Genomic DNA, 12,050 nt, shown 5'->3' with positions numbered 1-12,050 from the left:
AGAAGGAGTTCTTACGAACCCTTCTGTTTTTCTTTCTGTAACTTCTTTTCTTTCATCCGGTAACTTTCTCCGTTTAAGTTAAATATGCGTGAGTGATGTAAGAGTCGATCTAACATGGCAGTCGCAATAACTGGGTCCCCGATGATATCCCCCCATTCACCAAATGATTTGTTGGATGTAAGAATTATTGATCCTCTTTCGTAACGCCGTGCAATCACTTGAAACAAGTAATGAGCACTTTGATTATCAAGTTTCATATAACCCATCTCGTCAATAATTAGCAGGCTTGGTTTTACAAAAGACCGAAGCTTCTTTTCTAGCTTTTGATCAAGGTCTGCTTTCCTCAATTGAGATACAAGATCATGAGCTGAAATAAAATATGTTTTGTATCCATGAGAAATCGCATGTAGCCCGATTGAAACGGCTAGATGTGTTTTTCCAATTCCGGGTGGGCCTAAGAAGATAGGATTCTCATGGTTCTTTAAGAAAGACAAAGTCATTAATTCCTTTACTCGCCGTTCATCAATAGAGGGCTGAACCGTAAAATCAAATTCATCTAGTGTTTTTCGGAACGGAAGTTTCGAAAGCTTAATAAGTGTTTTAGTTGTTCTTTGATGTCTTTCAATGACTTCTGCCTCTAAAAGGCTGAAGAGAAACGAAGAATATGGTACATTATTTTTAGCTGCTTGATCGGCAATCGCTGACCATTGTTCAGCGATGACAGACAAGTTAAGCTTTCGGCAATACTCATTCATGTTTTCGTTCATGATTCACCTCTCACGAGGTCGTCATAAACGGAAAGAGAACGAGTGTTAACCGGTATTGTGGGAACAGAATGCGGGGCGGCAACCACGGCACTCTGTTTCTTTTTTATTTGGTCTGCTAAAGAAATAACAGATGCAGATGTTTGTATGGCCGTAATTTCTTCTCCTTGATAATAAAAACGCATCACTCCTGATAGCGATTCTTTCACTAGAATTTCTTTTACTGCAAATTCTTTTGGAAGCAGCCATTTATGACCTTTATAAGACAATGTACTATCAAAATGTGTTTTCCGATAAACACGATAACTTGTATCATAATCAAGCTTTTGAAGAGAACCCAGCTTTTCTTCAGACCAACGCTCTTGTGGTGAAATCGCGGTTGTATCATTCTTTTTACGATTGCCAATCCGGTCTAACCAACGTTCTACCTGACAATTTAAATCTTCGATTGAATCAAAAGTGGTTCCGACATAAAAATTGTTCGTTATATACTGAATGGCTCGTTCCACCTTTCCTTTCGTTTTAGCCCGATAGGGCCTACAAGCTTTTGGAATAAAATCGTAGTAAGCTGCGAACTCGGCAAACCTAGCATTCCATTTCACAAGTCCTTGGTCTCGTCCATCTGTTACTGTGCGCATATTATCAAACAGCACTTTCTGAGGAACACCGCCGAAATATTTAAAGCTATTCATCAAACACTGTAGGACATGCTCTTGATCTTGTGATATTGTAAACTCCGCATATTTCATTCTGGAATAGCCTAGTGTTGCGACAAACATGGACAGCTTAATTCGTTCACCACCGAGAATGATTTCCCCAATCTCTTTCCAGTCCACTTGCATTTGTTCACCTGGTAACGTTTCATAACGTACCGAATACTTTTTTCTCTCCTTATCTCTAAAGGGTTTTATGTAGTCCTTCAAAATAGTCTTTCCGCCGGTATATCCTAACTGTCTAATTTCGTCTAATAAACGTTCACCATTATAAACACCATCCTCCAACATTCTTTGATGAAGATACTCTTTATAAGGATCTAGTTTGCTTTTTGACTTTTTGCGTTTTTGCTTCGAAGGAGCTGCAGAGGCGTTTACGTACTTCCTCACTGTTCCACGATCAAGCTCTAGTTCTCTAGCAATTGATGAAATAGACATTCCTCTTTTAAACATATCTTTGATCATAAAAAAATCCCCTCTGGTAATCATGAACCATAGCTCCTCTCAAACCTATGGTTCTATTTTAGATGGGGATTTTTATTCGGCTATATTGGTGATTTTAACATCGGCTTTAACATAGAGATACTTATTTTATTTTTAGGTATCTTTACATAAAAAGAAAATCAAGCTATTACTATTTTTAAATTAAAGGGTGGAATCTTATGATGAGTTATTCCACAAACGGGTGCGATGGTTGAATAAGTATGATCTGTAATTTCAGTTACAATTCCACCCACCAAACCACCCACATTTTACCCAAGAAAGTATCAACATTGATATATTTTAATACAAACATAAATTTTAAAAATATTGATTTTAAAGGGTTCTAGCACATATTTTTGCTTAAAAAACACGTGGTATATGTTTAGAACTCAAGTTCATCCTAGGGACATGATAATACAAGAGAACTATTTACACTAATGGACTTATCTAACTTCGTTTAACAAGATTGATTTGAGTTATAAGATTGACAGGATAAAAGTCACCCATTTTATAATACTAATTTCTTGTAATACTGAATTAGCCCCAACAACGGCCAAATATAATCATAACTATGATAACGAATATAAAACGATCCAGGCAGACCGGCTCCGGTTGGGTAGTTGGTTTTTTTATCGTTCATCAGCCATTCAGCTGCTCGTTCCATTTTAGGTGTTGGCTGATCAGAAATAGTGTTCAGTGTATTTAATGCCCACGCTGTTTGAGAAGGAGTAGTTTCCTTCAACCCTATAAATCTTCTCTTTTTGTCACTCTCACATGATTCTCCCCAACCGCCATCTTCATTTTGCACACTTAATAACCACTGTTTTGCTTTTTGGATTCTTTTGTTCTGAGGATTAACCCCACATGCCATCAATCCTGTAACTGCTGCCCATGTTCCATACAAATAACATACACCCCAGCGGCCATACCAAGAACCATCTTGCTCCTGATTCGCCCATAGCCAGTTCACTCCTTTTTTTACAGAAGGATGATCCTGCTTCAGCCCGTGAAACTTACCTAGGAACTCTAACGTTCTTCCTGTTAAGTCAGGAGTTGATGGATCAATCAAGGCATCTTTCGCATGTTTTATGGGGAGACTGCCAATCAAGTAACGATTCGTGTTTTTCTCAAAAGCAGCCCATCCGCCATCATCGTTCTGCATGGATAGAAGCCAGGAAAGTCCGCGTTCATAACTTGATTGATAGAGAGAATGAGAGTGATAGAGATGTGCCATTGTTCGAAGGGCTGCTTGTGTATCATCAATATCTGGGTGGATGGTGTTGCCTGCTGAGAATCCCCAGCCGCCAGGTGCAACATGTGGATTATGAACAGACCAATCTCCGTATCTTGTATGTTGCTGTGTTAATAGAAACTGTGCTCCTTTTACAATAGAGGGATTATTGATTGGTACTCCTGCTTCAAGCAACGTATATAAAATAAGGGATGTGTCCCAAGTGGTGGAAGGGGAATTCTGCAGATGCAGTGTTCCATCGACATCACAAAACATTTTTATCAAGCCATTTAACGCATTTTGGATAACGGTTGAATGACGATCATACCCTGATGTAAGAAGACCATAGATCATATAGATGGTCGTCAAGCTGTAGCTTAACAGCGTACCGTCGGGTTCAGTGTGTTTTTTGATATAAGATAATATATTTTCTTTCTTTGTATGAAGATAGGAATCCCTAATGTTTAAGATGGAAAATAGGTTCACCCAGTCATCTAACTGTGAACCATCTTCTCCATCGATGTGAAAGTAACTGATATCTGGCGTGTATTTTGAAGTTAGCTTTCTCTTGTCATTTAACATTAATAATACAGGGGCAAAATGTGCTCTTGCATAGCTGCTGATATCATATTGGTTTATGGGTGCAGTTAGTGGCAGTGAAAAAAGGATAGCGGGATCTATTGGAACATCAGGCCACTCGTACAATCCGTTCATCGCAAGAAAGACCTTATTAATAAGATCCGCTTCTTTTAATCCGCCATTTTTTATAATAAATGGTTTCGCTGATTTAAGCCTTTCATCATTTGGTTTAAAATATTGGGAATAGAGAAGAGCAGTATACGCTTGTATCGTTGCTGAAAGGTTAGCAGGTTCCTCGTCAGGATAAACACGCCACAGTCCGTCTTCTGATTGTTGTGAAAGGATGCGTTCCGTAAATTGCTTAATCAGCTTTTCGTTTCTATATTCTATGGTCCTTAATAGTATGAGCATATACGCATCCGTAATCAGTGAGTTTTCAAAGCAAAAACGCCATGTTCCATCCGGTTTTTGCAGGGAGAGCAGTTCATTGCACCGTCTATTGATTTCGTTTCCAAGTTTCCGCATGTCCATATCGATCACCGCACTTTATCCATAGTGATTACAGTGTATGAAGATAAATGGTTATCCTATGAACAGGGAAGGTGAATCGCTGTTATTTTTAATAAAATAACGTTAAAATCTCTGTAACAGTAAAGTTTTTGTCATTGGAGGAATGTATGTTGAGCAAGAAAGAAGTTGCAACATTTGCTGGCGGTTGTTTTTGGTGTATGGTTAAACCATTTGATGAGCTGCCTGGCATTCACGGCATCGTATCTGGTTACACAGGTGGACATGTAGAGAATCCAACTTACGAACAAATCAAAACGGGTGAAACAGGACACCGTGAAGCGGTTCAGATTACGTATGATCCTGATGTTTTCCCGTATCAAAAGTTATTAGATTTATATTGGCCGCAAATTGATCCGACAGATGATGAGGGACAGTTTATCGACAGAGGGAGCCAGTACCGCACAGCCATCTTTTATCATACTGAGGAACAAAAGGAATTAGCTGAAAAATCACGTCAGAAGGTAGAAGAGAGTGGCCGTTTTAACAAACCGATCGTAACAGAGATCTTGCCAGCAAGTGATTTTTATATGGCGGAAGAGTATCACCAGGATTTCTATAAAAAGAATCCGAAAGCTTATAAAGAAGAACGTGTGACTTCGGGTAGAGACAAGTTTATAAACGAAAACTGGAAAGATAGATAATTTATTTACGATAATTATATTATGTTAACTCATAAATAGAGACTTGTTTTTAAGTCTCTTTTTTAATGCAAAAAGATGATACCGTAAACTTACAATAAAAACCTAAAGAGGTGACAACAATTAAAACTTATATAGCTTTGTTAAGAGAGATTAACATTGGCGGCCACAATAAGATTAAGATGGATGAACTGAGGCAAATGTGTGAGAGTTTGGGATACGAAAGTGTAACTACGTACATACAGAGTGGAAGCATCATATTTCAATCCAACAAGAATGCTGAAGAAATCGGAAGACAAATTGAGAAAGAGATTGAAGTTGTATTTGGATTTATTGTAACTGTAGTATTGAGGACCTTAGACGACTTTCAACAAATCATCAATAATTGTCCATATGATCCAAATGGTTTTAAAGAAGGAGAAAGCCTGCATGTGTCATTTTTATCTGAAGCTCCTCCATCAGAAAAGGTTCAACAGTTGGAGAATTATGATGGTGGTGTAAACGTGTTTTATCTAAATGATAAAGATCTTTTTTTATATTTAAGACAAAGCATTCGGCATTCTAAGTTAGCTGTCATGGGAGGCACCTTTTTTAATTAAGTTAAAGTTAAGTTCAATAAGAAAAGAAATAAAAATGATTAAGCGAACAGTATATGAGCATGTATTAAAACTTACAAACCCCTGACACCCTGGTGTTAGGGGTTTTCTTTTACCCTAGAATGTTAATTAAATTGTTTACGAACACGGGTTAAATTCTTTTTGATCTCTGTTTTTGTTAAGATTCAAATCGGACATGTCAGCTTAATTGATAACATCAGGGGAGATGGGGATTTAATCTGGAATATAACCTTTTTCCACCAAGTAATTTACTATCTGGTCAACGGATTCTTTTATTGACTGTTTATCGGATTCGATGATTATTTCCGGCTTATCGGGTTCTTCATATGGAGATGATATACCTGTGAAACCAGGAATTTCCCCAGCTTTCGCTTTTTTATAAAGTCCTTTTGGATCGCGCTTTTCGCACTCATCAAGGGAACATTTTATATATACTTCAATAAATTCTTCTCCTTCGAGAAGACTTCTAGCAATTTTTCGATCTTGACGAAAAGGGGAGATAAAAGCTGTAATTACAATCATGCCTGCGTCTACAAAGAGTTTTGAGATTTCTCCGATTCTCCGAATATTTTCTTTTCGATCTCCCGGACTAAAGCCAAGATCTTGATTGATACCATGGCGAATATTGTCTCCATCCAATAAATAAGTCCTCAAACCTTTCTCATAAAGGCTTTTTTCAACAGCGTTTGCTATCGTAGATTTACCTGCACCAGAAAGACCAGTGAACCAAAGTACTGCACTTTTATGACGGTTTAACTTTCTTCTTTCATCTTTCGTCACAGCAGTACGATGCCAAATAATGTTTATATGAGGTCCCACTATTTTTATCTCCTTTTTATTTATTTTGTAAAGACAATTTCATGCCTTTAATCAGCACGTCCGCGACTTCAGGCCGACTAAACTCAGGAGGTGGTGCCTCTCCATTCCTCAGCATTTCCCTTACTTTTGTACCAGAAAGAATTACCTGGTCATTGATACTATGAGGGCATGTTTTTGTTGAAGCCATATTTCCGCATTTCGTGCAAAAAAAACTGTGTTCAAAAAATAACGGGATAATTCCTAATTCTTCTTTGGTAAAATTATTAAAAATAAGTTGAGAATCGTAAGTTCCATAGAAATTGCCAACCCCAGCATGATCCCTGCCAACTATAAAATGTGTACAACCATAATTTTTTCGTACTATGGCGTGAAAGACCGCTTCTCTTGGACCTGCGTAACGCATTGCTGCAGGAAACACCACAAGAAGTACTCGCTCCTTTGGATAATAATTCTTAAGTAAGACTTGGTAGCTTTCCATCCGAATATCAGCAGGAATGTCATCTGCCTTTGTTTCGCCGACAAGAGGGTTAAGTAATAGTCCATCAACAATTTCCAGAGCTGATTTTTGAATGTATTCATGTGCACGATGAACGGGATTCCGTGTTTGAAAGCCGACAATTGTATTCCAGCCCAGCATCTTAAAGGATTTCCTCGTTTCTTCTGGATCGTGGTAAAATTCAATAAATTCCTTCTTTGTTGGGCGTTTTACAAGTGTAATGGGTCCAGCAATGTAAATTTCTGGCCGTTGCCAGAGTTTTTTCACACCAGGGTGAGCGAGATCTGTTGTTTGATATACTTTCTCAGCCTCCACTTGTTTATTAGGACGATATTTTTCTTCTACTGTCAATATTCCATATACGGTTCCTCCATGAACAAGTTTTACTTTCTCGCCTTCGATTAGGGCAGAGGCTTTACATTCTGAGACAGGAAGCGTTATTGGAATACTCCATACGTGACCAGTACATAACCGCATTTCATTTAATACACATTGGTAATCTTTTTCTCCAAGAAAGCCTGTAATTGGACTGTAGGCACCAATTGCAATTAATTCAAGATCGGATAAAGCGAAAAGGTCCATCTCGATTTCGTTTTCAATCGATGAAAAATCATAGTCTGTGTTCACCTGGTTAACCAATGTCCCTCCATGAGGCTCATTCATGATAACAGCACTCCTTATTTGTTTGGTGAATTGAGGTGCAAACCGCACTCGGTTTTAATCAACCCGGTCCATCGTCCTGAGCGTAGATCACTTCCATCATTAACAGGCAGTGTACAATGCTTGCAACCAATGCTTGGGTATCCTTGTTTGTGCAGAGAATTGTATGGTAATTGGTGCAGCATGATATAGTCCCATACTTCTTCCCAACTCCAATGAATAAGCGGACAGATTTTAATTGATAAAAATCGATCATCTTTATTGATAAATTGCATGTTTGCGCGAGTCGGTGATTGATCTTTTCTTAAACCGGTCATCCAAGCTTTTTTACTAGATAATACGTTCCCGAGCGGTTGGATTTTTCGAATATTGCAGCATAAATCCGGATTCATCTTCCATAATGCATCCCCGTGTTTAGCTGTTTGCTCATCAAGCGAAAGTGAAGGTTGAATCAATTCAATACGGAGAGCGGGATACTTTTGTTTCACACGTTCAATTAATTCATACGTTTCTTTGAAATGAACTTTTGTATCTAGAAAGATAACGTTTGCATCAGGCTTTACTTTGCTTATTAGGTCAAGGAGAACAATCCCTTCTGCACCAAAACTGCAGGCATAGACTAATTCACTTTTAAAGGTTTGAAATGCCCATTTAATAATATCTAATGAGTCACTTCCTCTGAGAGTGTTATTTATTCTTGCGTAGTCTTTATCCATAAGATTTTTGTATGAAAATTCAGTCATACTCATCCCTCCTTTTTTTATTAGTAATACTGGATAATTATTCTCGGTTTTTATTATATTAAAGGTACATTCCTTAGGTTCCACCATAAGCTTGTAAGCTTCATAATAGAGATAAGATTCGGACCAATAATAAGGCAAGATAAAAAAATGCTAGGGGAACAAAAAATCGAAGCGGATAGATACCTCTTCGATTTTTCTTTATTTTCAGGTTATAAAAGTTTGAAACCACTGAAGAGAATTACCAGTGCGACAGCGGCACGTAGTGGTTTTGTCTTTACTTTGGCAGACAAAGTACTACCAATTATTACACCAGGTATCGAGCCTGTCAGCAGGTTTATTACAAGTGGATAATCGATATTGCCGGCGGATAAATAGAGCATGCCAGCCACTGTAACTAACAAAAATGCATGTGCAATGTCTGTACCAACCAACTCCGAGCCCTTTAATTGGTACAGGTAAAGCATCGCGACTGCAAACAAAGAGCCAGATCCAATGGAAGTAAGCCCTACAATAAACCCAAATAATATACCGATCAAAATAGTAAGTCCTTTTTTTTGTTTAATTGGTGTTAATTGAATACGGTTTGGCCTTAACTTATTATCGAAAAATATCCGAACAATGATCGATAAGGAAACTAAAATCAGAACATACCCGAGTGCATTTTTTATGATTTGATCTTGATTTAGAAAACTGTCATTAAAGTGATTCAGCAGGCCGATAGCTATAGCGGCACTAGGAATACTGCCAATAGCAAGGTATTTCACTAATTTGAAATTAATCGTCTTTTGTCTCCAATGCTGAATGGCGCCAAAAAATTTAGTAATCGAATTGTAAACGAGATCAGTACCTACTGCAATTGACGGATTAATTCCTGCAACGATCAAAATAGGAGTCAAAAGAGCAGCTCCTCCTACCCCTGTTAAACCTACCAAAAAACCAACGAAAAACCCCATTATTATCATATCTATACTCATCATTCCCAACTCACTTACTTTTGTTTTTAATATCTTGTGCGGTTTTCTTTTACCAAAAGGGAGAATCAAGATTGGAACATAAAGTTGCTCACTTCAGGGGATTACAGTATTGATACTATGCCTAATCATTGAAAAGGGTGTATACATACACGGGGTGATGGAAGAAGGGGGGAGAAATTGATAAGAAAGGGAAGTATACATGAGTGATATGGCACTTACATTGGTTTTGTATTTTTTATGCTTTATATAGCCACTATAAGTACTATTAAGGATTTTAATACGACGGACGTTTACATTCCTGAAAGGAGTTTTTAATTTTGATATTCTTACAACCAGAGTTTTGCAATTCACAAGGAGAAATCATAAACATTGTTGACACCAACGGGAAAGCTGTAGGGTACATTGCCTACATGTATAAAGGTGAAAATGACCTTTATATCATGGGTCAGTTGGATAATGAAGGAGAAAAGCAGAATTTTATTGATGTCACATCAAAATTTATTGACGGTCTAAAAAAATCCATTCTTGGAAACGGGGAGAAAGAGCCGAATTTATTTCTCCATCTTGGCGGAGAGGTAATTGCTATGGATAACGGAGAAGAAGAAAACAGTTAATATAGATATGGATAGAACCTCTTAATTCGGTTATGCATACGATGTTTCGTAGACAATTACCCATAGGGAGGGACTATTTTGTGAACTATCCCCAAAACGACTGGCATCCACATCTTATTGATCCATCAGGAGAAAGGGCAAATAGATCAGAAGAACTTGGTTTAACGATGTTAATTGATAAAGGAATAAGTATAGGTTTATTTGAAGAAATCCTACAGCTTGCAGGTCAATATATTGATTATATAAAACTCGGTTTTGGAACAACCATGCTGTATCCAATGGAACTATTACAAAAAAAAATTCGGTTGGCCAAAAAAGCGAATGTAATCGTATATCCTGGTGGAACATTATTTGAAATAGCTTTTCATAAGGGTTTAATAAAAGAGTATTTCTCTTTTTTGAAAAAAGTTGGGTTTGATCATATTGAAATTTCAGACGGTACGATCGATATGCCTTCAAGCAAACGGCGAAAGTGTATTCTCGAGGCTGTTAATCAAGGGTTTACTGTCATAACCGAACACGGTAAAAAAGCAACTGGCAGTCAAATTGAAGTGAAAGAATTAAAGCGGACTCTTTATTCCGATCTTGAATGTGGTGCTTCTTACATGATTGTGGAAGGAAGGGAATCGGGTGAAGATGTGGGTATCTATAATAGCAAAGGAATAATTGATAAAGAATTTCTTCATGAAATCGAAAAAATGATTCCCATGCATATGAGAAACTATCTGATATGGGAAGCTCCGCAAAAACAACAACAAAACGATTTAATTCATTTTTGGGGAAGAAACGTAAATTTGGGGAATATCCATTTTGAAGACGCCTTTAATCTTGAATGCTTAAGAAGGGGGCTTAGATTCGATACTTTCTTAACAGACAGACCCGGATCTATTTTACAGACTGATTAATTAGTTATGAAAACTGGAGGAGAAATGCACTCCAGTTTTTTTAATGATAGACAGTCCCATCCCATCGATAATAATCCAATTTGTCCATATCCAGCAATGCTCCTATGCCCATTCCATCTGGTATGGTTACCGTACCGTTAGTTGGCTTAACCGAAAGAAGTGAAGTAAACGGATTATCCATCACATCCCATTCAACAGGCTCGATATTGTCATTATCCATTTTACTCCATGGAGGCAGGCAAGCTTGGACTAATAGAGCATATAGTCTTGAAAGTGGACCGTCAAATGTATGAGGGGAGCTCTGTATGCCAAAAGCCCGGGATAGATGAATGGTTTCTCGATATCCATCTATTGGCGGTTGATTTTAGATTTTCTCCCCCTGCGACCCGAATTGACAAATTGGTACGTAATAGTCTATAGTCTTCCAACCGGTCCATCGGTATTGGTTCCTCGATCCATAACATATTTGGCCACTTCCTAAAATAACGATCCCATTCACGTGCTGTTGCAGCATCATAACTTTGATTCGCATCAAGTGCAAGTTGAACTTTTTCTTCCAACATGCTCTGGACTGATTGGATGTGAGCCAAATCCACCTGCAGCCTTTTTCCGCCAATTTTAACCTTTATCTTATTAAATCCACTGCATATCGCTTGATCAATTAATTTCAAAGAATGGTTTATCCAGTCTTCCTTTTCCGTATATGATTGAAATGAAGCATAGACGGGAATCGAATCTCTCAGCTTCCCTCCCCATAGATCGCAAACCGAAAGCCCTGCTGATTTTGCAACAATTTCTGTAAGTGCCATGCTGATTCCAGAGGCCGATCTTTTGTTCCATTTTTTTATAGTGGTTACAATCTGAATCCTGTCTGTCGCTTTTTTCCCTAGCAGATAGGGAATGATACGATCATGAAACCCCTTTTCTAGCGTTGGCAGCCAATCGGCACATTCTCCCCATCCTTCTATTCCAGAATCTGTCGTAATTTTAAATAAAAAACATGAACGATATTTTTTATATCCGTTTGCATCACCATATGGAACAGGAAGTTTATACAGCAACGGAAAGGTTTCTACATTTTTAATTTTCAAATGAGTTGCCTGCCTTTCTTCATTTACACAAACATAGTCGGTAAGAACCACATTTTCATGTATTTATTTAGGGGACAATCGAATAAAAGAGCTAAAAAGTATAAAGGACCATTCTTAATGGAGTAAATTTTTTTATGTAATCAAAATTAGGTT

At 37.8% G+C, this 12,050-nt stretch carries 11 protein-coding genes and 1 pseudogene; 4 read left to right on the top strand and 8 right to left on the bottom strand.

The annotated features are described in order from the left end of the window. Positions 1–11: 11 nt before the first annotated feature. The 3 genes from istB to M3196_RS01555 all read right to left on the bottom strand — a co-directional run bounded on the left by istB (position 12) and on the right by M3196_RS01555 (position 4,301). Positions 12–767 carry an IS21-like element helper ATPase IstB gene (gene istB / locus M3196_RS01565; protein WP_251320500.1) on the bottom strand — a complete coding sequence of 252 codons (756 nt, stop codon included), beginning with the start codon at positions 765–767 and terminating at the stop codon, positions 12–14. Continuing rightward, complete coding sequence (gene istA / locus M3196_RS01560) at positions 764–1,966, bottom strand: IS21 family transposase (RefSeq protein WP_251320499.1); 1,203 nt, start codon at positions 1,964–1,966, stop codon at positions 764–766. The genes istB and istA overlap by 4 nt, the downstream gene beginning before the upstream one ends. 502 nt (positions 1,967–2,468) lie before the next feature. Further along, positions 2,469–4,301 carry a terpene cyclase/mutase family protein gene (locus tag M3196_RS01555; protein ID WP_251320498.1) on the bottom strand — a complete coding sequence of 611 codons (1,833 nt, stop codon included), beginning with the start codon at positions 4,299–4,301 and terminating at the stop codon, positions 2,469–2,471. Between the two features lie 146 nt (positions 4,302–4,447). Here M3196_RS01555 and msrA point away from each other — a divergent pair, with 146 nt between their 5' ends. Both msrA and M3196_RS01545 read left to right on the top strand, forming a co-directional pair. Further along, entirely contained in the window at positions 4,448–4,981 is a 534-nt protein-coding gene (gene msrA / locus M3196_RS01550) for a peptide-methionine (S)-S-oxide reductase MsrA (protein ID WP_251320497.1), read from the top strand. 110 nt (positions 4,982–5,091) lie between these two features. Beyond that, positions 5,092–5,577 carry a DUF1697 domain-containing protein gene (locus M3196_RS01545; protein ID WP_251320496.1) on the top strand — a complete coding sequence of 162 codons (486 nt, stop codon included), beginning with the start codon at positions 5,092–5,094 and terminating at the stop codon, positions 5,575–5,577. 231 nt (positions 5,578–5,808) lie between these two features. Here the strand turns inward: M3196_RS01545 and cysC are convergent, their stop codons facing one another. From cysC to M3196_RS01525, 4 genes are all read right to left on the bottom strand, one after another. Then, complete coding sequence (cysC, locus tag M3196_RS01540) at positions 5,809–6,414, bottom strand: adenylyl-sulfate kinase (RefSeq protein ID WP_251320495.1); 606 nt, start codon at positions 6,412–6,414, stop codon at positions 5,809–5,811. A gap of 16 nt (positions 6,415–6,430) precedes the next feature. After that, a complete protein-coding gene (gene sat, locus M3196_RS01535) occupies positions 6,431–7,573 on the bottom strand; it encodes a sulfate adenylyltransferase (RefSeq protein WP_251320494.1) in 1,143 nt (380 codons plus the stop codon). 14 nt (positions 7,574–7,587) lie between these two features. Continuing rightward, positions 7,588–8,313 carry a phosphoadenylyl-sulfate reductase gene (locus tag M3196_RS01530; protein ID WP_276531195.1) on the bottom strand — a complete coding sequence of 242 codons (726 nt, stop codon included), beginning with the start codon at positions 8,311–8,313 and terminating at the stop codon, positions 7,588–7,590. 209 nt (positions 8,314–8,522) lie between these two features. Then, positions 8,523–9,287: a sulfite exporter TauE/SafE family protein gene (locus M3196_RS01525; RefSeq protein ID WP_251321697.1), complete on the bottom strand. Its 765-nt coding sequence runs from the start codon at positions 9,285–9,287 to the stop codon at positions 8,523–8,525. A gap of 317 nt (positions 9,288–9,604) precedes the next feature. Here M3196_RS01525 and M3196_RS01520 point away from each other — a divergent pair, with 317 nt between their 5' ends. Together M3196_RS01520 and M3196_RS01515 are read left to right on the top strand one after the other, a co-directional pair. Beyond that, positions 9,605–9,901 (top strand): hypothetical protein, encoded by a 297-nt coding sequence (locus M3196_RS01520; RefSeq protein ID WP_251320493.1) that lies wholly within the window; start codon positions 9,605–9,607, stop codon positions 9,899–9,901. A gap of 80 nt (positions 9,902–9,981) precedes the next feature. Further along, a complete protein-coding gene (locus M3196_RS01515) occupies positions 9,982–10,806 on the top strand; it encodes a phosphosulfolactate synthase (RefSeq protein WP_251320492.1) in 825 nt (274 codons plus the stop codon). 40 nt (positions 10,807–10,846) lie between these two features. Here M3196_RS01515 and M3196_RS01510 read toward each other — a convergent pair. Continuing rightward, a pseudogene (locus tag M3196_RS01510) lies at positions 10,847–11,897 on the bottom strand (mandelate racemase/muconate lactonizing enzyme family protein). Positions 11,898–12,050: the final 153 nt, after the last annotated feature.

This window comes from Fictibacillus nanhaiensis (assembly GCF_023715445.1).
Lineage (GTDB): Bacteria > Bacillota > Bacilli > Bacillales > Fictibacillaceae > Fictibacillus > Fictibacillus nanhaiensis_D.
The sequence above is the reverse complement of the archived record's forward strand: the minus strand, read 5'-3'. Positions and strand labels throughout refer to the sequence as shown.

What these genes read in the sequence shown, in the direction of transcription:
- sat (WP_251320494.1), bottom strand. Translation starts at nt 7,573, where the DNA reads ATGAATGAGCCTCATGGAGGGACATTGGTTAACCAGGTGAACACAGAC.
- M3196_RS01525 (WP_251321697.1), bottom strand. Translation starts at nt 9,287, where the DNA reads ATGAGTATAGATATGATAATAATGGGGTTTTTCGTTGGTTTTTTGGTA.
- M3196_RS01530 (WP_276531195.1), bottom strand. Translation starts at nt 8,313, where the DNA reads ATGACTGAATTTTCATACAAAAATCTTATGGATAAAGACTACGCAAGA.
- istA (WP_251320499.1), bottom strand. Translation starts at nt 1,966, where the DNA reads ATGATTACCAGAGGGGATTTTTTTATGATCAAAGATATGTTTAAAAGA.
- msrA (WP_251320497.1), top strand. Translation starts at nt 4,448, where the DNA reads ATGTTGAGCAAGAAAGAAGTTGCAACATTTGCTGGCGGTTGTTTTTGG.
- istB (WP_251320500.1), bottom strand. Translation starts at nt 767, where the DNA reads ATGAACGAAAACATGAATGAGTATTGCCGAAAGCTTAACTTGTCTGTC.
- M3196_RS01555 (WP_251320498.1), bottom strand. Translation starts at nt 4,301, where the DNA reads ATGGACATGCGGAAACTTGGAAACGAAATCAATAGACGGTGCAATGAA.